The organism is Paraburkholderia sp. CHISQ3, from assembly GCF_030464945.1.
GTDB lineage: Bacteria > Pseudomonadota > Gammaproteobacteria > Burkholderiales > Burkholderiaceae > Paraburkholderia > Paraburkholderia megapolitana.
The window spans coordinates 82,774-103,955 of sequence record NZ_JALPRG010000012.1; the positions used below are offsets into that span (position 1 = coordinate 82,774).

At 64.0% G+C, this 21,182-nt stretch carries 19 protein-coding genes; 17 read left to right on the plus strand and 2 right to left on the minus strand.

Features of this window, described 5'->3' with window-relative positions; translation table 11 throughout:
* The first annotated feature begins 94 nt into the window (after positions 1 to 94).
* Positions 95 to 805, plus strand: a complete 711-nt coding sequence (locus M0D65_RS25845; RefSeq protein ID WP_266255132.1) for a TetR/AcrR family transcriptional regulator — start codon at positions 95 to 97, stop codon at positions 803 to 805.
* A 2-nt stretch (positions 806 to 807) separates the two neighbouring features.
* Here M0D65_RS25845 and M0D65_RS25850 read toward each other — a convergent pair whose 3' ends face one another.
* Complete coding sequence (locus M0D65_RS25850; protein WP_266255133.1) at positions 808 to 1,707, minus strand: LysR family transcriptional regulator; 900 nt, start codon at positions 1,705 to 1,707, stop codon at positions 808 to 810.
* Positions 1,708 to 1,819: 112 nt separating this feature from the next.
* On the opposite strand from M0D65_RS25850, the gene M0D65_RS25855 reads away from it, so the two are divergent.
* The 11 genes from M0D65_RS25855 (at position 1,820) to M0D65_RS25905 (ending at position 15,055) form a co-directional block, all read left to right on the plus strand.
* Positions 1,820 to 3,382 carry an MFS transporter gene (locus M0D65_RS25855; RefSeq protein WP_266255134.1) on the plus strand — a complete coding sequence of 521 codons (1,563 nt, stop codon included), beginning with the start codon at positions 1,820 to 1,822 and terminating at the stop codon, positions 3,380 to 3,382.
* Positions 3,383 to 3,658: 276 nt separating this feature from the next.
* On the plus strand, positions 3,659 to 4,708 hold the full coding sequence (locus M0D65_RS25860) for an LLM class flavin-dependent oxidoreductase (RefSeq protein ID WP_091017797.1): 1,050 nt from the start codon (positions 3,659 to 3,661) through the stop codon (positions 4,706 to 4,708).
* 117 nt (positions 4,709 to 4,825) lie between these two features.
* Positions 4,826 to 5,542 carry a TetR/AcrR family transcriptional regulator gene (locus tag M0D65_RS25865; protein WP_091017799.1) on the plus strand — a complete coding sequence of 239 codons (717 nt, stop codon included), beginning with the start codon at positions 4,826 to 4,828 and terminating at the stop codon, positions 5,540 to 5,542.
* 72 nt (positions 5,543 to 5,614) lie between these two features.
* Positions 5,615 to 6,748: an HlyD family secretion protein gene (locus M0D65_RS25870; protein ID WP_266255135.1), complete on the plus strand. Its 1,134-nt coding sequence runs from the start codon at positions 5,615 to 5,617 to the stop codon at positions 6,746 to 6,748.
* The gene (locus tag M0D65_RS25875) at positions 6,745 to 8,337 is read left to right on the plus strand and encodes a DHA2 family efflux MFS transporter permease subunit (protein WP_091017803.1); all 1,593 of its coding nucleotides are present in this window, start codon (positions 6,745 to 6,747) and stop codon (positions 8,335 to 8,337) included. The genes M0D65_RS25870 and M0D65_RS25875 overlap by 4 nt, the downstream gene beginning before the upstream one ends.
* On the plus strand, positions 8,334 to 9,833 hold the full coding sequence (locus M0D65_RS25880) for an efflux transporter outer membrane subunit (protein WP_266255136.1): 1,500 nt from the start codon (positions 8,334 to 8,336) through the stop codon (positions 9,831 to 9,833). The genes M0D65_RS25875 and M0D65_RS25880 overlap by 4 nt, the downstream gene beginning before the upstream one ends.
* Before the next feature lie 39 nt (positions 9,834 to 9,872).
* A complete protein-coding gene (locus tag M0D65_RS25885; RefSeq protein WP_266255137.1) occupies positions 9,873 to 10,580 on the plus strand; it encodes a CerR family C-terminal domain-containing protein in 708 nt (235 codons plus the stop codon).
* Between the two features lie 240 nt (positions 10,581 to 10,820).
* Positions 10,821 to 11,573 carry an SDR family NAD(P)-dependent oxidoreductase gene (locus M0D65_RS25890; RefSeq protein ID WP_266255138.1) on the plus strand — a complete coding sequence of 251 codons (753 nt, stop codon included), beginning with the start codon at positions 10,821 to 10,823 and terminating at the stop codon, positions 11,571 to 11,573.
* A 64-nt stretch (positions 11,574 to 11,637) separates the two neighbouring features.
* Positions 11,638 to 12,975, plus strand: coding sequence for an MFS transporter (locus tag M0D65_RS25895; RefSeq protein ID WP_266255139.1), 1,338 nt, complete (start codon positions 11,638 to 11,640; stop codon positions 12,973 to 12,975).
* A 79-nt stretch (positions 12,976 to 13,054) separates the two neighbouring features.
* On the plus strand, positions 13,055 to 14,233 hold the full coding sequence (rhmD, locus tag M0D65_RS25900) for an L-rhamnonate dehydratase (RefSeq protein ID WP_266255140.1): 1,179 nt from the start codon (positions 13,055 to 13,057) through the stop codon (positions 14,231 to 14,233).
* 39 nt (positions 14,234 to 14,272) lie between these two features.
* Complete coding sequence (locus M0D65_RS25905) at positions 14,273 to 15,055, plus strand: SDR family NAD(P)-dependent oxidoreductase (protein WP_266255141.1); 783 nt, start codon at positions 14,273 to 14,275, stop codon at positions 15,053 to 15,055.
* A 17-nt stretch (positions 15,056 to 15,072) separates the two neighbouring features.
* Here the strand turns inward: M0D65_RS25905 and M0D65_RS25910 are convergent, their stop codons facing one another.
* On the minus strand, positions 15,073 to 16,053 hold the full coding sequence (locus tag M0D65_RS25910) for a LysR family transcriptional regulator (protein ID WP_266255142.1): 981 nt from the start codon (positions 16,051 to 16,053) through the stop codon (positions 15,073 to 15,075).
* 131 nt (positions 16,054 to 16,184) lie between these two features.
* Between M0D65_RS25910 and M0D65_RS25915 the strand changes: the two genes are divergently transcribed.
* From M0D65_RS25915 to M0D65_RS25935, 5 genes are all read left to right on the plus strand, one after another.
* The gene (locus M0D65_RS25915) at positions 16,185 to 16,520 is read left to right on the plus strand and encodes an L-rhamnose mutarotase (RefSeq protein ID WP_266255143.1); all 336 of its coding nucleotides are present in this window, start codon (positions 16,185 to 16,187) and stop codon (positions 16,518 to 16,520) included.
* Between the two features lie 24 nt (positions 16,521 to 16,544).
* Positions 16,545 to 17,438 carry an amidohydrolase gene (locus M0D65_RS25920; protein WP_266255144.1) on the plus strand — a complete coding sequence of 298 codons (894 nt, stop codon included), beginning with the start codon at positions 16,545 to 16,547 and terminating at the stop codon, positions 17,436 to 17,438.
* 66 nt (positions 17,439 to 17,504) lie between these two features.
* Entirely contained in the window at positions 17,505 to 19,034 is a 1,530-nt protein-coding gene (locus M0D65_RS25925) for a sugar ABC transporter ATP-binding protein (protein WP_266255145.1), read from the plus strand.
* Entirely contained in the window at positions 19,031 to 20,086 is a 1,056-nt protein-coding gene (locus tag M0D65_RS25930; protein WP_266255146.1) for an ABC transporter permease, read from the plus strand. The genes M0D65_RS25925 and M0D65_RS25930 overlap by 4 nt, the downstream gene beginning before the upstream one ends.
* On the plus strand, positions 20,079 to 21,086 hold the full coding sequence (locus M0D65_RS25935) for an ABC transporter permease (RefSeq protein ID WP_266255147.1): 1,008 nt from the start codon (positions 20,079 to 20,081) through the stop codon (positions 21,084 to 21,086). Before M0D65_RS25930 ends, M0D65_RS25935 begins: the two co-directional genes overlap by 8 nt.
* The last annotated feature ends 96 nt before the right edge of the window (positions 21,087 to 21,182 follow it).

Here is a 21,182-nt window from a genome sequence, read left to right on the forward strand (position 1 = left end):
GGGAACGGGCAGCCGGGGATCCGGCCTTGAAATTAATTAACGACGAGATTAATATATTCGACAATTCCCTGTTCGTCAAATCCGAAACACTTACATGGCCACGACCCGATCCGCCGCTAACACGTTGAAACCAAAGGAACGCAAGCCGCGCGTTGCCGCCACGCCGCCGCGTCGTCCCGGCCGCCCGACGGGCAGCGCGCGCGGGCCGGAACAGCGCGCCCGCTTACTCGACGTGGCGCTCGAACTGTTCGCAAGGCAGGGCATCTTCGATACGACGCTCGGTGCGATTGCCCGCGAGGCCGGATTCACGCCGGCAATGGTCCATTACTACTTCAAGACTCGCGAACAGTTGATCGACGTGCTGATCGACGAGCGCTTCCTGCCGCTACGCGCCGAACTCGGCAATCCGTTCGGGGAGCATCCCGACGATCCGCTCGCAGGCATCACGCAACTGGCGCGTCGGCTCGTCGATGTGTCGAGCCGGTATCCGTGGTTTCCGGCGTTATGGATACGCGAAGTGATCACCGAAGGCGGGCTGTTGCGGCAGCGCATGTTCGAGCGTTTCGGCGATGCGCATCAGAAGGAGTCGGTGGCGGCGATTGCCAGGTGGCAGAAGGCGGGCCGGCTGAATGCGGATATCGAGCCGTCGCTGGTGTTTCTCACGGTGCTCGGGCTGACAATTTTGCCGCTCGCAACGTCGAAGATGTGGCGCAACGACCCGGTGCGCAAGTCGCTGACCGCGAACGACATCGCGCGGCACGCCGTCGCGTTGCTGACGCACGGCGCCGGACCGCAGCGCGGCTAGCGCTAGGTTTTCGTATCGGCGAACAGCCGCTCGGTCAGGAAATCGACGAACACGCGCAGCTTCGGCGAGAGCTGTTTGCTCGACGGCCAGAGCACCGAGAATTGCCCTTCGTGTTCGAGATAATCCTTGAGCACTAGCCGTAGCGTGCCGTTGCGAATGTCGTCGCGCACCAGAAAGTCGGGCATATAACCGATGCCGAGTCCCAGCACCGTGGCGCCGCGCAACGCTTCCATGTTGTTGCAGGTGAGCGCGACGTGGCAATTCGTCATGAAGTTCTCGGGCTGGTCGCGAATGTTCCAGTCGTGCAGCTTGCCCGTGGTCGGAAAGCGGAAGCGCAGACACATGTGCTGCGTGAGATCGGCGGGGACGGTGGGTTCGCCGTACCGCGCAAGGTAGTCCGGCGTTGCGCACAGCACGAAGCGAAACGGTCCGATCCGACGCGCTGTCAGTTGCGAATCGGCGAGCTCGCCGCTGCGGATCGCCGCATCGAAACCGCCTTCAATCACGTCGACGATGCGATCGTTGAAATCCAGCTCGAGATCGACCTCCGGATAGCGCGCGATGAACTCCGGCACGACCGGCAGCAGGAACCGGTAACCGATGGTCGGCAGCGTCACACGCAGGCGGCCGCGCGGCGCCGCGTTGGCCTGCATCATCATGGTTTCGGCGTCGCCGAGCGCGTCGAGAATGCGCCGGCAGTGCTCGTAGAAGCGCTCGCCGTCCTCGGTCAGGCTGACGCGCCGGGTGCTCCGCTGCAATAGCCGCACGCCCAGATGTGCCTCGAGCCGCGCGACGCTCTTGCCGACCGCCGATGCGGTCAATCCGAGCTGACGCGACGCACCGATAAAACTCAGCGCTTCGGCCGTGTGCACGAACGCGACGATTCCAGTGAGATTTTCCATGGCCGATTCCGGAATTTGAGTCCGTGGTGATTGTACATCGGCGTTATTTATCAACATGGTGTCCGTAATTAGACTGGGCGGCATTCAAACCGCCTTCTCTACGGAAACCGTCATGTCCCATTCTTCGCTTCAGCCTGCGGCAGCGCGTTCGCTCGTGCTGCTCGGCGTATGTTGCGCGGCCGTCGTGTTGCCGCTTAGTTTTTCGGCGGGCGCGATCGCGACGCCTGCAATCGGCCGTGCGCTCGGTGGTGGTCCCGTCGCGCTCAACTGGATTACCAATGCGTTCATGCTCGCGTTCGGTAGCTGTCTGATGGCGGCGGGCGCGCTGGCGGACCAGTTCGGGCGGCGGCGTGTGTTTCTCAGCGGCATCGCAGGGTTCGCGCTGTTGTCGCTGCTGCTTGCGTGTGCGCCGGGCATCGTCTGGCTCGATGTGCTGCGCGGCGCGCAGGGCATTGCGGCGGCCGCGGCGCTGGCGGGCGGCTCGGCGGCGCTCGCGCAGGAGTTCGAAGGCCACGAGCAGGCGCGTGCGTTCAGTCTGCTCGGCACGACCTTCGGTGTTGGGCTCGCGTTCGGCCCGGTGCTCGCGGGCGGACTGATCGAAGCGTTTGGCTGGCGCGCGGTGTTTGCATCGACGGCGGTGCTCGGCACGGTTGCGCTGTTGCTCGCGGCACCCCGCATGCGCGAGACCCTCAGTCCGACGACCGGGCGTATGGACTGGCCCGGCGTCGCCAGCTTCACCGCGATGTTGTGTCTTTTCACGGTGGCGATACTCGAAGCGCCGTCGATCGGCTGGGCCCATCCGGCGATCTGCGTACTGCTCGTCGCGGCGGCGTTCGCGCTGACGACGTTCATCGCGATCGAACGGCGCTCCGCGCACCCGATGCTCGACCTGTCGCTGTTCCGCTACCGGCGTTTCATCGGCGTGCAGATGCTGCCGATCGCCACCTGCTACTGCTTCGTCGTGCTGCTGGTGTTGCTGCCGATCCGCTTCGTCGGCATCGACGGTCACACGCCGCTTGCCGCGGGCCTGATGATGCTCGCGCTGTGCAGCCCGATGCTGTTCGTACCGATGCTGGCGGTGCGGTGCACGCGGTACGCGTCGCCGGGCGTGGTATCCGCGGCCGGTCTGCTGATCTCCGCGGCGGCACTGGTGTGGCTCGGTAGCGTGCCGGCGCATGCGGCGCCGTTCGCGATCCTGCTGCCGATGGTCGTCATCGGCATCGGCGCCGGGTTGCCGTGGGGGCTGATGGATGGCCTGTCGGTGAGCGTCGTGCCGAAAGAGCGTGCCGGGATGGCGACCGGGATTTTCAGCACGACGCGCGTGGCCGGTGAAGGGCTCGCGCTCGCGATGGTCAGCGCCGCGCTCGCCGCCATCGTGGCGTTTCGCTTGAGGGCGGTGCTGCCGGCATCGGCGGAAACTGAAACTGCCGGCGGTAAAGGTCTTGCCGCGGCGGCACAGCGACTCGCCACCGGCGACCTCGCCGGCGCAGCCGCCAGTTTGCCCGGCGTGCCGCTGACGCTGCTGCGCGAGCATTACGTTGCCGCGTTCCAGTGGTTGAGCGACGGTCTCGCGCTGGTCACCGTGCTCGCCGCACTGGCCACGCTGATCTACCTGCGCAGCAACGACCGGCCGGAGCCGCGCATCGCCGCGAGCGCGCTGTCGGACGAATACTGAATTGAAGCGGGGGTGGCCGCAACGACGCGAGCGAGTGGTCTGTCCGGCACAGATACAACCACTCACCGCGCATCGAATTGATCGGCAATGTCGGCTTTTTCCGGGACAGACATCGCGGAATCAGCCATATCTAATGTTCCCGGTGTCGCATGACTCGCCAGGGTGCGTTATGCATTTCTCGTGAGTAGATACGCCACGTACCCAGACACAGCGCGCGAACGCGTGCTAGCGGGGTGTTACCAAACCGTGCGCTTCGCGCGCCAGCAAGGAGAAGAAATGCAAATCGGCACGTTCCTGACCATGCCCGCGCCGGAGCCGCGTCCGTCCGCCGAGATTCTCGCGCGCGGCATCGAGGTGGCGGTCGCCGCCGAAGAACTGGGGTTCAGCCATCTGTGGCTTGCCGAGCATCACTTCACGAACTACGCGTACTCGTCGCGGCCGCTGATGCTGCTCTCGCATATCGCCGCGCGTACGAAGCGCATCCGGCTCGGCACCGCGATCGTGCCGCTGCCGCTGCATCATCCGCTCATCGTCGCGGAAGAACTGGCGATACTCGACGTGCTCAGTGGCGGGCGTGCCGAAGCCGGTTTTGGCAAGGGCTACCAGCAATATCAGTATCAACGTTTCGGGCTCGTCAAAGGTGCGCGTCCGAAGCGTGACGACGAAGCGCTCGAGGTCCTGCAGCGCGCGTTGCACAATCCGATCGTCGAATTCGACGGCACCGAGTTCCAGATTCCGCGCACGCGGCTCTATCCGCGTCCGGTGCAGGAGCGCATGCCGTTCTGGGTCGTCGTCAATTCGACGCGGCGCGACCAGATCGAAACGGCGATCGCGCGGCGCATGAATTTCTTCACGGGCGGGCTCGAGCCGATCTCGAAGCTCGTCAATATCCGCGAGCGCTATCCGGATCTCGCACCGCAACTCGATGGCGTGCGTATCGGCACGCAACGGCCCGTCTATGTCGCCGAGAGCGAGGCCGACGCACGCGACGCGATCGAGCACGTGCGCTGGAACGGACGCGCGACCCTGCGGCTGCGGCACGAACTGGGCGAAGTGGTCGATGGCGTGGTGTGCGCCGATCCGCTTCAGGATGAGCCTTCCGACGAAGCATTACGCGACGACTTCGTGGTGATCGGTACCGCCGAACAATGCGTGCGCCAGCTGCAGCGCATCCGTGACGGTATCGGCTGCGATTACTTCAACGCGAGCTTCTGGTTCGGCGCGTTGCCGCAAGCGCGGGTGCTCGCGTCGATGCGGCGGTTCGCCGAACAGGTGCTGCCGGCGTTCGAGCAGACCAACGTGAGCGAGCCGGAAGTGCAGGCGTGATGGCATGGCCGGGAGGATGTCGTCGGTTCGGGCGCCGACTCCTGGCTTCCTGTTTGTAAAAAAATCAAATCTATATTTGAAATTGACCGGGCGATCGATTTCCCGATAGCATGGCGCATGTCTACAAAAATGCGTCGTCGTCCCGATTCAGGCCAACCGTCCGCCGGTGAGCGTGCGAGCGAGAGATTACTGGAAGCCGCCGGCGAGGTTTTCGCCGAGAAAGGTTACGACCGGGCGACCAGTAAGGAAATCTGCGAGCGAGCCGGCATGAATGCGGCATCGGTCAACTACCATTTCGACGGTATCGAGTCGCTCTACGCGGCCACGCTTGCGCATGCGCACCGGCAAATCGTCACGATCGAGGTGCTGCAGGAGATCGCATCGAGCGATGCAAGCGCGCGGCACAAGCTGCGCGCCTACATCGCGCCGGTGGTGCGGCGCCTCGCCAGTCCTGCCGCCGCGTCGTGGGAAATGCGGCTCTTGAGCCGCGAGGTGCTTTCGCCGTCGCCGGTTAAAGCGGCCTTCATCCAGACCGAAATACTGCCCAAAAAGAAGATCCTCGGCGACATCCTTGCGGAGTTGATCGGCGTGAAGCCGGACGACCCCGTGGTGGGGCGGGCCATCCTGACGGTCGTGGCACCGTGCCTGATCCTCGCCATTTCCGACCGCACGATGCTTTCATTGATGATGCCTGGCATCACCGATTCGGACGTCGAAGTCGAACTGCTCATTGACCATCTCGAACGCTTTATCCACGCAGGTCTGGCGGCTGTCGCGCAACACGTTCAGGCGGAGACGGGCGACAAGCCCGGTCGCCCCGTGCGGCGAAAATAAATTTCAAATTTGAATTTGACAAAAAATTACCGGGAGCGCAGCATCTGGCGATCGTAATCAACGGCTCTCCAGATGGCTACAGATCACACCGAAGTGGGCGGGCAGACCGCCGGCGCAACCGCACCGAACGAGCAGCCCGGTGCGCCGGGCAACGGCACATCGCCGGGGCGCAAACCGGGCGGGAAAGGGGTGCTCATCGCGATCGTTATCGCGTGCATTCTGCTCGTTGTAGGCGGCTGGTATTACTTCAGCACGCGCAATACCGAAACAACGGATGACGCCCAGGTCGACGGCAACGCCGTGACCGTTGCGCCCAAAGTGGCAGGCTACGTCGTCACGCTGGCGATTCGCGACAATCAGCGTGTCAAGGCCGGCGATCTGCTGATCAAGATCGACCCGCGCGACTACATCGCCGCGCGCGACCAGGCCGAGGCCTCACTCGAAGTCGCCCGCGCGCAGCTCGAAAATGCCCAGGTCAACCTGACGGTGACGAGAGTCAGCGCACCGGCCAAACTGGTTCAGGCCAAAGCGCAGGTTGCCCAGGCCTCGGCGAACCAGGTGCTCGCAGCCGCCGACGACCGCCGGCAAACCACGCTCGACGCCCGCGCCACGACCCAGGCGGCACGCGACCAGGCCAGCGCGCAGTTGCGCTCCGCCGCGGCGACGCTGACCAACAATCAGGCGCAGGTCGATATCGCGAAGCTCATTCCGGAGACAGTTGCGCAAGCACAGGCCCAGGTCGACCAGGCCAATGCCCAGGTGCGGCAGGCGCAGGCGCAACTCGAAGCGGCCCAACTGAATCTCTCGTACACGGAAATCCGTGCGCCGCAGGACGGTTGGGTGACCTTGCGTAACGTCCAGCTCGGCAGCTATGTGCAGGCGGGGCAATCGCTGTTCTCGCTTGTTGCGCCCGATGTCTGGATCACCGCGAACTTCAAGGAGAACCAGCTCAGCCGGATGCGTGTCGGCCAGAAGGTTTCGATCCGCGTCGATGCGTATGGGCAGCTCCGGCTGAAAGGGCACATCGACAGCATCCAGCAGGGCACCGGTTCGCGCTTCAGTGCGTTCCCCGCCGAGAACGCCACTGGCAACTTCGTGAAGATCGTGCAGCGCATTCCGGTGAAGATCGTCATCGATAGCGGTCTCGATGCGAACTTGCCGCTGCCGCTCGGTGCGTCGGTCGATCCCGAAGTGGACCTGCAATGAGCAGCGCCGGGGCCGTAGCCGTGCCGCAGTCGCGCGATGGAGCCAACCCATGGCTCATCGCCATAGTCGTAACGCTCGCTGCCTTCATGGAAGTGCTCGATACGACCATCGTCAACGTGGCGCTGCCGCATATCGCGGGCACCATGTCGGCGAGTACCGACGAGAGCACATGGACGCTCACGTCGTATCTCGTGTCGAACGGCATCGTGCTGACCATTTCGGGCTACCTGACGCGGTTGCTCGGTCGCAAGCGCTACTTCCTGATCTGCATCGCGATGTTCACGGTCTGCTCGTTTCTGTGCGGCATCTCGACGAGCCTGCCGCAGATCATCATCTTCCGGCTGTTGCAGGGTTTTTTCGGCGGCGGTTTGCAGCCGAACCAGCAATCGATCATCCTCGATACGTTCCCGCCGGCCAAACGAGCCCAGGCCTTCGGCGTGACCGCACTCGCGACAGTCGTAGCCCCGGTCATCGGACCGGCGCTGGGCGGCTGGATCACCGATAACTACAGCTGGCGCTGGATTTTCCTCATCAACATTCCGGTCGGCATCATCACCTTCTTCTGCGTGATGGCGCTCGTGCGCGATCCGCCGTCGATGCGCGACGAACGCCGCAAAGCCGACCTCGATTATGTAGGCCTCGGTCTGATCATCCTCGGTCTCGGCGCGCTGCAGATTTTCCTCGACCGCGGCGAAACCGACGACTGGTTCAGTTCGCCGCTGATCTGCGTGATGGCCGCGTTCGCCGTCACCGGTATCGTCGGTGCGGTCTTCTGGTTGCTGTACACGAAAAAGCCGATCGTCGATCTGCGCGTGCTGGCCGATCGCAACTTCGCGGTCGGGAGTCTGATGATCTTTGCGATGGCGGTGATTCTCTATTCGAGTGCCGTGCTGTTGCCGCAACTCTCGCAGCAACTGCTCGGCTATACCGCGACGCTGGCCGGCCTGATCCTCGTGCCTGGTGCAGTCGCGCTGATCGGCTTGATCATTCTCGTCAGCAAGATTCTGCCGCTGGTGCAGACGCGTTACGTGATTGCATTCGGGTTTGCGTTGCTGGGTGGGGCGTTCTTCTATTCGCACCAGCTCACGCCCGATCTCGACTTCCGGACACTCGTCCTCATGCGCGTGTTCCAGACGAGCGGGCTGGCGTTCCTGTTCGTGCCGATCTCGACGATCACGTATCTGACGCTGCCGCGCCGGCTGAACGGCGATGCCGCGGCGCTGTTCACGATGTTCCGCAACATCGCGGGGTCGATCGGCATTTCGCTGTCGACGGCGCTGATCACGACACGCAGTCAGGTGCGTATGGCGTATCTGGGCGAACACCAGACACCGTATTCGCAGCCCTATCTCGACACGGTCGCGAGTACGGCGCGCACGTTGCAGGCGTCGGGTGTGCCGCGCGATCTTGCCCAGCAGGGCGCCGTCGGTCACCTCTACCAGCAGTTGATCGCCCAGTCGCAGTTGCTGTCGTACACGGATGTATTTGCGATCTGCGCCTTCCTCGCGTTCCTCGCGATTCCCTTCACCTTCCTGTTCTCGAAATCGAAAGCGGGCGGCAGTCCCGCTGGCGAAGGAGGCCACCTATGACCACCGCGAAATTTCTACTGCCCCTTGCCGCGAGTGCGGTTTTGCTTGGCGCCTGCACAGTGGGCCCGGACTTCAAGGCGCCCGAGGCAAGTACACCGGCCACGTGGCACGATGCGCTCGCTACGCAATCGGCGCTGTCGGGCGAGACACGTGTCACCGCGCAAGCAGACCCCGACCCGCAATGGTGGCGCAGCTTCAACGACGCGACGCTGACGTCGCTGATCGACCGGGCGACGCGCGGCAATCTCGATGTGCAGATCGCCGTGGTGCGGATTGCCGAAGCGCGCGCGAGCGAACGGTCGGTTGCTGCCGCCGGCCTGCCGTCGATCAATGCGAGCGCGTCGTACACCCACGAAGACGTCGGCCAGGGGCTCGCCAGCAGCAGTTCCAGTGCGCCGCCCGGAGGCAACCCGGGTCTTGCCGCACTGGTCGACTCGCTGACCAAACCGGTCAACATCTACCAGGGCTCGCTCGACGCTTCCTGGGAACTCGATCTGTTCGGCAGGGTGCGGCGTTCGGTCGAAGCGGCCAATGCCTCCACGGTGGCGGCAATCGGCAATCGCGACGACGCGCTCGTCACGTTGCAGGCCGAAGTGGCACAAACCTACGCGCAACTGCGTGCTGCCCAGGCGAGCCGCGACACCGCTCAGGCCGATCTCGTCGCCGAACAGCAAATCCTCGATCTGACTCGCGAGCGTGCTTCGAATGGCCTCGTCACCGATCTCGATGTGGAAAGCGCGACCTCGGCGGTCGGGACGCTCGAAGCGTCGCTCGCGCAATACGACCAGCAGATCGCCGCGAGCCTGAACGGGCTTGCCGTGCTGCTCGGCGAGGCACCCGGTGCGCTCGACGCCGAACTGGCAACCGCCACACCGATCCCGCCACCGCCTCCGCAGGTCCCGGTCGGTTTGCCGGCGAGCCTCGCGCGCCGTCGTCCCGACATCCGGGTCGCGGAGGCGCAGTTGCATCGGCAGACCGCCGAGGTTGGTGTCGCGGTCGCGCAGTTCTATCCGGACATTTCGCTGACCGGCCAGGTGGGGCAGGAAAGCACGAAGCCCGGCGATATCACGAAGTGGGCGAATAACTTCTACTCGTTCGGTCCGTCCGTCTCGCTGCCGATCTTCCAGGGCGGCCAGCTTCGCGCCAACCTCAAACTGGCGAAAGCGGATCAGGCCGAAGCGGCACTGAGCTACCGGAAGACCGTCCTTGGAGCGCTGCAAGACGTCGACAACGCGTTGTCGGCGTATCGCGCGGAATTGCGCCGCCATCAGGCGCTCGAGAAAACCGTGTCGGCCGAAACGAAAGCGCTCGCGCTTGCGACGAACCAGTACAAGAACGGCGTATCGACGTTCATCGACGTGCTGACCGCCGAGAACACCCTCGAGCAGCAACGTCAGCAATTCATCCAGAGCACGCTGACGCTGACCACGGATGTCGTCACGCTTTACAAGGCGCTCGGCGGCGGATGGCAGCAGCAGGAAGAGGTGAAGTCCTGACACGCTTCACGTAACCGGCGATATAGATCGAGGCCCGCTGTGACGATACCTCTTCGAACCAAAGGATCCGTGCGTGGAGAAGCGACGCGGTTACGGATCGTCGAGGCGGCCATCGATCTGTTCGGCGAACACGGTTACGAGCATACGTCGACTCGCGAGATCGCGGCGCGGGCGGGTGTCAACACGCCGGCGTTGCAGTATTACTTCGAGAACAAGGAAGGGGTCTATCGCGCGTGTGCGGAGCATATCGCTGCCTGCGCATGGACGCGGCTCGCGCCGGTGGTGGATCAGGCGATGCGCCTGCTTGAGGGCAATGCGCGCGTCAATGCGCTGATCGATGTGTTCATCCGTCTCCACGAAGCGCTCGGCGATTGCCTCTTCATGGTCCCAAACGAGAGCCGCCGACTCTTCTTTGCGGGCGAGCCGCTTGGCCATGATCCGGCGATCGGGCCGGAAATCGTGCGCAAGCGCATCCATGATCCGCTGCATACGGTGGCAGCGAAATTGATCGCGCGGATTACCGGCAGTGCGGCCGACGATCCTGTGACGACGATCCGCGCCGTCAGCCTGTACGGACAGCTCATGATGTTCCATCTCAAGCCGCGCGCGGCGTTGTCCTTGCTCGGATGGCCGGCGTTCGATGTGGAAAAACGCCAGTTGATTGTCGCGGTGCTACGCGGTCAGACGCAGGTGCTGCTGAAAGGGTGGTCTGCTGCGGCGCCTGTAATCGGCTCACGACGGCCTTAAGCCCGCAAATAGCGCCCAGGGTCGCTGACATCCCGGCAGCCGCAAGAAGCGCACAGGCCCCCTGGCGCCCGTCCGGCGGCACTCCCCACGTTCTCGTACATCCCCGGCGAGCTGCAACCAGACCCGATCGAGGTTCATCAATCCGCTTTTGCTATCGCTCCATCCGATACCCGGATTGTTGTCGTATCGACGGCCCCGTATATTGGCCGGCATACGAACCATTCCAATGCAGGAGACAAAATGAACCGGATCGATCTGGAGCGCCGCGTCGTCGTCATCACCGGCGGCGCGCGCGGCATAGGCTACGCGGTGGCGCAACGCGCATTGCGCTCGGGGGCGGCGGTTTCGCTGTGGGACATCGACGCCGAGCGGCTAGCGAAAAGCGAACGGGAACTGGCGGAACTCGGCGACGTATCGTCGGTGGCGGTTGAGCTGACCGACGAGCAGTCGGTTGCCGATGCAACCAGCAAAACCATCGCGCGGCACAACGCGATCGACGTGCTGATCAACTGCGCCGGCATCACCGGCGGCAACGGCAAGACCTGGGAACTCGCCCCGGACGTCTGGCGCCGCGTCATCGACGTCAATCTGATCGGCCCGTTCCTGACCTGCCGCGCGGTGGTCCCGCAGATGCTCAAGCAAGGCTACGGGCGCATCGTCAACATCGCCTCGGTGGCGGGCAAGGAAGGCAATCCGAACGCCTCGCACTACAGCGCGTCGAAGGCGGGCCTGATAGGCCTGACGAAGTCGCTCGGCAAGGAACTCGCCACCAGCAACATCCTCGTCAACGCCGTGACGCCGGCCGCCGCGAAAACCGAAATCTTCGATTCGATGGCGCAGGAGCACATCGACTACATGCTGTCGAAAATCCCCATGAACCGTTTTCTTCTGCCCGACGAGGCCGCGTCGCTAATCCTGTGGCTGTCGTCGGAAGACTGCGCGTTCAGCACCGGCGCCGTGTTCGACCTGTCGGGCGGTCGCGCGACGTATTGAGCGCCTGGCACATGCGGCAAGGTATTTCGCATCGGCTTGTAGCCGGTCCGTTTCGGGAGACTCGATGAGCGCACAACCGGTTGCTTCGCACGCTCCGCTGGAAGCGGCTGTCAGCACCGTCATGCGGCGCTTGCTGCCGTTCCTGCTGCTGATGTACGTACTGGCGTTTCTCGACCGCGCGAACATTGGCTTCGCGCAGAAAGCGCTGCAGCACGACACCGGTTTGTCGGACGCGGCATTCGCGTTCGGCGCGGGCGTGTTCTTCGTCGGCTATGCGCTGTTCGAGGTGCCGAGCAACCTGCTATTGCATCGCGTGGGCGCGCGGATCTGGATGTGCCGCATCATGGTCACGTGGGGCATCGTCTCAGCCGCGATGGCGTTTGCGCAGAGCCCCGCGATGTTCTACTGGCTGCGTTTTCTGCTCGGCGTCGCCGAGGCCGGGTTCTTCCCCGGGATCATTTATTACCTGACCCACTGGTTTCCGCAGTCCGCGCGTGGCCGGGCCGTCGGGGTGTTCTATTTCGGCGCGCCGCTCGCGTTTATCTTCGGTAGTCCGTTGTCGGGGTTGTTGCTCGATCTGCATGGCGCGCTCGGTCTTGCCGGCTGGCAATGGCTGTTCTTGATCGAGGGCGGACTGGCGTCGGCGGTGGGCGTGTGGGCGTTCTGGTATCTCGACAACCGTCCCGATGAGGCGCGCTGGCTCGACGCCGCGCAGCGCGACACGCTGCGCGCCGCACTTGCCGATGACGCGAACCAGGCAGCGGCACATGGTCCGCAGAGCGTGCTTGCTGCGTTGTTCGACCGGCGCGTGCTGACGTTGTCGGCAATCTATCTGCTGATTCAGATGAGCGTGTACGGCGTGATCTTCTATCTGCCGCAGCAGGTTGCCGCGCTGCTCGGCACGAAAGTCGGCCTGCGCGTCGGGCTGGTCGCCGCGTTGCCGTGGCTATGTGCGGTGGCGGTGACCTGGTGGGTGCCGCGGCGCGCGGACCAGGCGGGTAGCCATCGCAGTTGGGCAGTCGTGCTTCTGATCGTGGCCGGGTTGGGCATCGGTGCGTCGGGGCTGGCACACAGTCCGGTGCTCGGGTTGCTTGCGCTGTGCTGCGCGGCCAGCGGATTCATCGCCGCGCAGCCGCTGTTCTGGACCTTGCCCACGCGCTACCTGACCGGCGCGGCTGCCGCGGGCGGCATCGCATTGATCAACTCGCTCGGTGGACTCGGTGGGTTTATCGCGCCGACGCTGCGCACCGTCGCCGAACGTGCCTGGCAATCGACTTCGGCGGGGCTGGTCGTGCTTGGTGGCGCGAGTTTGCTGGCGGCGCTGCTGATCGGTGTATTTGCACACGATCGTCGTGCGGGGCCGCAAGTCGCGCTTGCACACCGGGCACAGCGCGCCCGCTAGCAGACACGTATTGAACAGGGCGCCGCCGTGCAGTGGCGACAGCCTCAAGCAACATAACGAAGTTCAGGAGCTCATCGACATGGCCATGCCTACCATCCGGCACGTGCGTGCCTTCATCGTTCGCGGCGGCGGCGCCGACTATCACGATCAGCCCGACGGTCACTGGATCGACGACCACATTGCTACGCCGATGGCGCGCTACCCCGAGTACCGGCAGAGCCGTCAGTCGTTCGGTATCAACGTACTAGGCACGCTGGTCGTCGAGATCGAGGCAAGCGATGGCACGGTCGGCTTCGCGGTGACGACGGGCGGCGAGATCGGCGCGTTCATCGTCGAGAAGCACCTGGCGCGGTTTCTCGAAGGCCAGCTCGTCACCGACATCGAAAAGATGTGGGATCAGATGTACTTTGCGACGCTCTACTACGGACGCAAGGGCGTCGTGCTGAATACGATTTCCGGTGTCGATCTCGCGCTATGGGATCTGCTCGCGAAGGTTCGTAAGGAGCCGGTGTTCCAGTTGCTCGGTGGCCCGGTGCGCGACGAGCTGACGTTCTACGCAACCGGCGCGCGGCCGGATCTGGCGAAAGAGATGGGTTTTATCGGCGGCAAACTGCCGTTGCAGCATGGTCCCGCGGAAGGCGAAGAAGGCTTCAGGAAGAATATCGAGAAGCTCGCCGACATGCGTAGCCGTGTCGGCGACGATTTCTGGCTCATGTACGACTGCTGGATGAGCCTCGACGTGCGTTACGCGACACGTCTTGCGCAGGCCACGCACGAGTACGGTCTGAAGTGGATCGAAGAATGCCTGCCCCCCGACGATTACTGGGGCTACGCCGAACTGCGCCGCAACGTGCCGCGCGGCATGCTGGTGTCGACCGGCGAACATGAAGCGACCCGCTGGGGCTTCCGGATGCTGCTCGAAATGCAATGCTGCGATTTCATCCAGCCCGATGTGGGCTGGTGCGGCGGGATCACCGAGTTGATCCGTATTTCCGCGCTCGCCGATGCACACAACGTGATGGTGATACCGCATGGCTCGTCGGTGTACAGCTATCACTTCGTGGTGACGCGGCATAACTCGCCGTTCGCCGAGTTTCTGATGATGGCGCCGAAGGCCGATGAAGTCGTGCCGATGTTTACGCCGTTGCTGCTCGACGAACCGGTGCCTGTTAATGGGCGGATGAAGGTGCCCGAGACGCCGGGCTTCGGCGTGCGGCTCAATCCGGACTGTGCGTTGGTGCGACCGTATCAGCATTAATCGCGCAACGCCCCTCAACCAACGATCAGGAGAGTACCCGTGCTGCTCAAGGACAAGGCGGTCATCGTGACAGGCGGTTCGCGCGGCATTGGCCGGGCGATTGCCGTGGCCTGTGCGGCTGAAGGTGCGGACGTTGCGATCAACTACTGGGGCGACAACGACGCATCGTATGGTCGCCGTTCTGCGATCACCGAGGTGATCGGCGAGATCGAGCGGCTGGGCCGTCGCGCGATTGCGGTGGAAGGCAACGTCGCCGCGCCGCAGACCGGCGTCGACCTGGTGCGCCAGACTGTCGAAGCATTCGGCAAGGTCGATGTGCTCGCGAGCAATGCGGGCATCTGCCCATTCCACGCGTTTCTCGACATGCCGCCGTCGGTGCTCGAACGCACAGTCGGCGTGAATCTGAACGGTGCGTTCTACGTGACCCAGGCGGCCGCGCGGCAGATGAAGGAGCAGGGCCACGGCGGTGCGATCGTCGCGACCAGTTCGATCAGCGCGCTGGTGGGCGGCGGCATGCAGACGCATTACACGCCGACCAAGGCGGGGGTTCATTCGTTGATGCAGTCGTGTGCGATCGCGCTCGGGCCGTACGGTATCCGTTGCAATTCGGTGATGCCAGGCACGATTGCCACCGACCTCAACGCCGAAGATCTCGCCGACGAAACCAAGAAAGCGTACTTCGAGAAGCGCATTCCGTTGGGCCGTTTAGGCGCACCTGAAGATGTCGCCGATTGTGTCGTGTTCCTCGCCTCGGACAAGGCACGCTATGTGACGGGTGCGGCGTTGCTTGTCGATGGCGGTTTGTTCGTCAACCTGCAGTGACCACGTTGATGAACCGCTCAATGAGCCGGCGTATGCACAAGCGGCGCACCGTGCTCCGTATCGAACGGCTGCGAAAAACGCCGCAGCAGCCCGACGAAATGTTCGGCCGGTTCGGCGAGCGGTTCGCCCTTGCGCGTGAGGATGCCGAAGCCGGGCAGGCTCTTGCCGATTTCGATAGGCAGTGCAACGAGCAGTTTGCCGCGCACGTGGTCGCGTACTACCGATTCCGGCAGCATCGCAATCGCATCGAAGTTTTCAAGCAGTTGCAGCGTCGCGAAGATCGACGCGCATTCGGTGAGATTGACCGGCGTAGCGAGCCCGGCACGCGCGAGTTCTTCCTCGAACAGCACGCGCGCAGGACTCGTGATCGGCTGCGCGACCCACGGCCACTCCATCAGTTCGTGCAACGCAACGCTGCTGCGCGAAATGAGCGGATGCCGTACGCGCACTACGAGTACGAGCGGTTCGCGCGCGAGCGGCTCGAAACTGAAATCGTTGTGCTGCAGCGGCGAGGTGAGCCGGCCGAGCGCGAGGTCGACTTCGCGGCGATGCAGCAGTTGCACGACCTGGTCGCTGGTTTCGCCGAGTATCCGCACGTTGAGCAACGGCCGTTCGGTTTTCAGCGACGCGACGGCCATCGCGAGCAGATCGGGTGCCGCGCCCATGATCGCGCCGACCGTCAACTGGCCGTGGCCGCCGCGGCGCTTGACGTCGAGGTCTTCGGCAAATCGGGTGAGTTCGGCGAGCGCGCGCCGTGCATACGCGAGCGTGACGACGCCGAGCGGCGTGGGCTGCATGCCGCGCGCGTTGCGCTCGAACAGCAGGAAACCGAACGCTTCCTCGATGTCGCCGAGCATGCGGCTCGCGCTCGGTTGCGCGACGTTGATCGCGTCGGCGGCCTGATGGACGTTGCGGGTGTCGTCGAGCGCGACCAGCAGCGCAAGGTGCTTGAACTTGAGGCGATTGACGAGAGCGACCGTGGCGGCTTGTCGGTTCATGGGACCTGTGCGATTCGGTTTCTGGATCGCCCAATCCCAACAACGGATTGAGACGCTATCGACCGCGGAATTATAGTCGCTCCAGACGCTTCGTCTATAAGGCGCAGGAGCATGAACGGAGACAGGTTCGCATGGAGACGATCGCTTTCCGGATGGCGCTCAACCCCGGCATGCGTGAAGAGTACGCACGGCGGCATCGCGAGATCTGGCCCGAACTGGTCGACGCGCTGCACGAAGCGGGCGTGCACGATTACCGCATCTTCCTCGACGAATCCACCGGCGCGCTGTTTGCGGTCCTGACGCGCACCGATCACCACACGATGGACGCGCTGCCCGATCTGCCCGTGATGCGCAAATGGTGGGACATGATGGCCGACATCATGCAGACGGCACCCGATCGCACGCCGTTCCAGCAACCGCTCGTGCCGGTATTCGAGCTTCCCGCGCGGCAACCGCTAACCCGCTGAACCGACACCCAAGGAGCGCGCTTCATGCAAGTGGTCGATCCGCACATTCATCTGTGGGACCTGCGCACGCACCGCTACCCGTGGCTCGAGAAGCCCGGTGTGTCGTTCGTCGGAGATGCGCGGGAGTTGCAGCACGACTATCTGCTCGAACATCTGCTGGTCGACGCGCAGGACATCGAGGTGCTGAAGGTCGTGCACGTCGAGGCGAATCACGATCCCGCCGATCCGGTCGAAGAGACGCGCTGGCTGCAACAGATCGCCGCCGCCGACGGTTCGCGCGGCATGCCCAACGCCATCGTCGCGGGGATCGATCTCGCGGCGCCCGATGCGCCGGCGGTACTCGAAGCGCACGCATCGTTCGCGAATACGCGCGGCGTGCGGCAGATTCTCAACGTACATCGCGAGAAGCTGTTCGACTACGTGGGCCGGCATTTCATGCGCGAGCCGGTGTGGCAGGAGCGCTTCGCGCTGCTGCGCCGGTATGGTTTGTCGTTCGATCTGCAGGTGTATCCGTCGCAAATGGACGAAGCGGCAGCGCTGGCCCGTGCGCATCCGGACACGCAGTTCGTTCTCAATCATGCGGGTATGTTCGTCGACCGCGACAGCGTAGCGGGCTATCGCGCGTGGCGCGACGGGCTGCGCGTGCTGGCCGCATGCCCGAACGTCGCGGTGAAGATCAGCGGGCTCGCGATGTTCGATCACGACTGGACGGTAGAGAGTCTGCGTCCTTATGTACTCGAAACGCTCGATGCTTTTGGCGTAGAGCGGGCGATGTTTGCATCGAACTTTCCGGTCGATCGGTTGTTTGGCTCGTATTCCGCGCTGTGGCATGCGTATGCGGCGATCGTCGCGGGAGCGAGCGATACGGAGCGCTCGGCCTTGTTCAGGCATAACGCCGAGCGGATTTACCGCATCTGAAGCAGTAGCAAAAAACTCACAAGAGAAGTGCGACGTGTCCACGTCGCTCGAAGAGGGAGGCAGCCTGTGCAGGAACCGACCACCGCCGTCTCGCGGCTGCAATTAACCCACGCGAGCAAGTCGTTCGGCCGCGTGCGTGCGCTCTCGGATGGCGAACTCGTGCTGCGCAGCGGCGAGGTACATGCGCTGCTCGGCGAGAACGGCGCGGGCAAATCGACGCTCGTGAAGATCCTTGCCGGCGTGCATCGTGCCGACACGGGCGAACTGCGTATCGACGGCCAGTTGCGCGAATTCGCGAGTCCCGCGCAGGCACGCGATGCGGGCATCGCCGTGATCTATCAGGAACCGACGTTGTTCTTCGATCTGTCGATTGCCGAAAACATCTATATGGGCCGGCAGCCGGTGGACCGGCTCGGCCGGATTCGCTACGACACGATGCATCGCGAGGTCGATGCGCTGCTCGTGTCGCTCGGCGTCGATCTGCACGCGGACCGGCTGGTGCGTGGCCTGTCGATTGCCGATCAGCAGGTGATCGAGATCGCCAAGGCGCTGTCGTTGAACGCAAACGTGCTGATCATGGACGAGCCGACCGCCGCGCTGTCGCTGCCCGAAGTGGAGCGCCTGTTCGCGATCGTGCGCAAGCTGCGCGAGCGCGACGTCGCGATCCTGTTCATCACGCACCGGCTCGACGAAGTGTTCACGCTCACGCAACACGTGACGGTCATGCGCGACGGCGCGAAGGTGTTCGACGCACCGACCGCCGATCTCGACACGGCCGCGATCGTGGCGAAGATGGTCGGGCGCGATCTCGAGACGTTCTATCCGAAAGCCGACGTCGTACCTGGCGATGTGCGTCTGGCAGTACGCGGGCTGACGCGCATTGGTGTGTTCAAGGATGTGTCGTTCGACGTTCGCGCGGGCGAAATCGTTGCGCTCGCAGGTCTGGTTGGTGCGGGACGTAGCGAGGTTGCGCGTGCGATCTTCGGTATCGATCCGCTCGACGCGGGCGAGATCCGTATCGCGGGCAAGCGGCTCGCACCGGGCCGTCCGGCTGCTGCGGTGCAAGCCGGTCTCGCGCTCGTACCTGAAGACCGCAGGCAGCAGGGTCTCGCGCTCGAACTGAGCATCGCACGCAACGCATCGATGACGGTGCTCGGCAGGCTCGTGCGATTCGGTCTGATTTCCGCGCGAAGCGAAACGGAGCTGGCGAACCGCTGGGGCAAACGGCTGCAACTGAAAGCCGACGATCCCGCCGCGCCGGTCGGTACGCTGTCGGGCGGTAACCAGCAGAAGGTCGTGCTCGGCAAGTGGCTGGCTACGCATCCGCAGGTGCTGATCATCGACGAGCCGACGCGTGGCATCGACGTCGGCGCGAAGGCGGAGGTGTACGGCGCGCTCGCCGAACTGGTGCGCGAGGGTATGGCTGTGCTGATGATCTCAAGCGAGCTGCCTGAAGTGCTCGGTATGGCCGACCGCATCCTCGTGATGCACGAAGGGCGTATCAGCGCGGAGATCGCGCGCGCAGACGCGAGCGAAGAACGCATCATGAGCGCGGCGCTTGGCCAGTCCGGTGGTCATCTGGGGCACGCGGCATGATGCGCGAATCGACAACCCGTCCTGCCGATCTGCATGCCGACGGCCCTTCACGCGTCCGACCGCGTGGTGGCTTCATCGCCGCACTTGCACAGAGCCGCGAAACGACGCTCTTTGTCGTGCTGATCCTGCTGATAGCGGGCACAGCACTCGCGCGCCCGCAGTTCCTGAACCTGCAGAATCTGCGCGACGTTCTGCTGAACGTGTCGATCATCAGTCTGCTGACCGCCGGCATGACGGTGGTGATCCTGATGCGTCATATCGATCTGTCGGTGGGTTCGACGGTCGGCGTGAGCGCCTATGCGGTTGGCAGCCTGTACGTCGCGTTTCCTCACATGCCGGTGGTCGTCGCGCTCGCAGCCGGGCTCGCGATCGGTTTGCTCGCGGGGGCGATCAACGCCGCGCTCGTGGCGATCGGCCGGGTGCCGTCGCTGGTCGCAACGCTGTCGACGCTCTACATTTTTCGTGGCGCAGATTACGCATGGGTGCATGGCGGACAGATCAATGCCACGAGCCTTCCCGAAGCGTTCTCGCGTCTTGCGACCGGCCGGTTGCTCGGCATTCCAACGCTTGCGCTGATCGCGGCCGTGGTGCTGATCGGTCTCTCGGTGTACCTGAAGCAGTTTCGCGGCGGCCGCGAGCACTACGCGATCGGCTCGAACCCCGAAGCGGCGCGGCTGGCAGGCGTAGCCGTCGAGCGTCGCGTGATGACGGGCTTTCTGATCTCCGGTGCGATCGCGGGTTTCGCAGGCGCGTTGTGGCTCGCGCGCTTCGGCACCGTCGATGCGAGCACCGCGAAGGGCATCGAGTTGCAGGTCGTAGCAGCCGCGGTAGTAGGCAGCGTTGCGATCACTGGCGGCGTCGGCACGATACTCGGCGCAACGCTCGGTGCACTCGTGCTCGGTGTGATCAGCATTGCGCTGGTCGTGCTGCACGTCTCGCCATTCTGGGAACAGGCGATCGAAGGGGCGTTGATCGTTGTCGCGATCGCTGCCGATACGCTGCTGGCCCGCTCGGTGGCAAAACGCATGATGAGAAAACGCGATCATGGCTAAACCCGATTCCGCATTGAGCACGCGCAAGCCGACGGTCCCGCTGCGTTGGGAAACGTTGTTGGTGGTGCTGTTCGTTTTATCGCTGGTGCTCGGGCGCGTGTTGTCGCCGGAGTTTCTGAGCGGCGCGAATCTCGGCAACGTGCTGGCCGACCTGACCGAAGTCGCGCTGATGGCGCTGCCGATGACACTCATCATCGTCGCGGCCGACATCGACCTGTCGGTCGCGTCGGTGCTGGGTGCATCGAGCGCGCTGATGGGCGTGCTGTGGCACATGGGTCTGCCGATGCCGCTTGTGATTGCACTGGTGCTCGCGGCTGGCGCGCTTGCGGGTCTTTTGAACGGTCTCGTGATCGTGAAGCTGAACCTGCCGTCGCTTGCGGTGACGATCGGCACGCTGGCGTTGTTTCGCGGCCTCGCCTACGTACTGCTCGGCGATCAGGCGGTCGCTGACTTTCCGCCGGGCTATACCGCGTTCGGCATGAACGCGCTCGGCTCAACGTTTATTCCGCTGCCGTTCGTGATTGTGATCGTTTGTGCGGTGCTGTTCACCGTGTTGCTGCAGGCCACCGCGTTCGGCCGCAGTCTCTTTGCGATCGGCGCGAACCCGACGGCCGCGGCGTTCTCCGGCATCGATGTCGCGAAGGCGCGACTGCGCCTCTTTGTGCTGTCGGGCACGGTCAGTGCGCTCGCCGGCATCGTCTATACGCTGCGCTTTACGAGCGCGCGCGGCGACAACGGCGAGGGCTTCGAGCTGTCGGTGATCGCGGCGGTGCTGTTCGGCGGCGTGAGCATTTTCGGCGGACGCGGATCGATGGTCGGCGTGCTGTTGTCGTTGCTGATCGTCGGTGTGTTGCGCAATGCGCTGACGCTCGTCGACGTATCGAGCGAAGTGCTGACGATCGTGACCGGCGCGTTGCTGCTCGCGTCGGTGCTGATTCCGAACCTGGCCGCGCGCTGGCGGGCGCGGCGCGACCGGCGTTTTATCGCGGGGTCGACCTGAGGGGCAACGCGGTACGACACAAAGCACGAGATGTAGCACGGTAGGTAACGACATCACAACTTCGGGCACACGTCCGATTATCAGGAAGAGGAGACA

Excerpts from the sequence above, each read along its gene's own strand:
- M0D65_RS25845 (WP_266255132.1), top strand. The coding sequence starts at position 95 with ATGGCCACGACCCGATCCGCCGCTAACACGTTGAAACCAAAGGAACGC.
- M0D65_RS25850 (WP_266255133.1), bottom strand. The coding sequence starts at position 1,707 with ATGGAAAATCTCACTGGAATCGTCGCGTTCGTGCACACGGCCGAAGCG.
- M0D65_RS25855 (WP_266255134.1), top strand. The coding sequence starts at position 1,820 with ATGTCCCATTCTTCGCTTCAGCCTGCGGCAGCGCGTTCGCTCGTGCTG.
- M0D65_RS25860 (WP_091017797.1), top strand. The coding sequence starts at position 3,659 with ATGCAAATCGGCACGTTCCTGACCATGCCCGCGCCGGAGCCGCGTCCG.
- M0D65_RS25865 (WP_091017799.1), top strand. The coding sequence starts at position 4,826 with ATGTCTACAAAAATGCGTCGTCGTCCCGATTCAGGCCAACCGTCCGCC.
- M0D65_RS25870 (WP_266255135.1), top strand. The coding sequence starts at position 5,615 with ATGGCTACAGATCACACCGAAGTGGGCGGGCAGACCGCCGGCGCAACC.
- M0D65_RS25875 (WP_091017803.1), top strand. The coding sequence starts at position 6,745 with ATGAGCAGCGCCGGGGCCGTAGCCGTGCCGCAGTCGCGCGATGGAGCC.
- M0D65_RS25880 (WP_266255136.1), top strand. The coding sequence starts at position 8,334 with ATGACCACCGCGAAATTTCTACTGCCCCTTGCCGCGAGTGCGGTTTTG.
- M0D65_RS25890 (WP_266255138.1), top strand. The coding sequence starts at position 10,821 with ATGAACCGGATCGATCTGGAGCGCCGCGTCGTCGTCATCACCGGCGGC.
- M0D65_RS25895 (WP_266255139.1), top strand. The coding sequence starts at position 11,638 with ATGAGCGCACAACCGGTTGCTTCGCACGCTCCGCTGGAAGCGGCTGTC.
- rhmD (WP_266255140.1), top strand. The coding sequence starts at position 13,055 with ATGGCCATGCCTACCATCCGGCACGTGCGTGCCTTCATCGTTCGCGGC.
- M0D65_RS25910 (WP_266255142.1), bottom strand. The coding sequence starts at position 16,053 with ATGAACCGACAAGCCGCCACGGTCGCTCTCGTCAATCGCCTCAAGTTC.
- M0D65_RS25915 (WP_266255143.1), top strand. The coding sequence starts at position 16,185 with ATGGAGACGATCGCTTTCCGGATGGCGCTCAACCCCGGCATGCGTGAA.
- M0D65_RS25920 (WP_266255144.1), top strand. The coding sequence starts at position 16,545 with ATGCAAGTGGTCGATCCGCACATTCATCTGTGGGACCTGCGCACGCAC.
- M0D65_RS25930 (WP_266255146.1), top strand. The coding sequence starts at position 19,031 with ATGATGCGCGAATCGACAACCCGTCCTGCCGATCTGCATGCCGACGGC.
- M0D65_RS25935 (WP_266255147.1), top strand. The coding sequence starts at position 20,079 with ATGGCTAAACCCGATTCCGCATTGAGCACGCGCAAGCCGACGGTCCCG.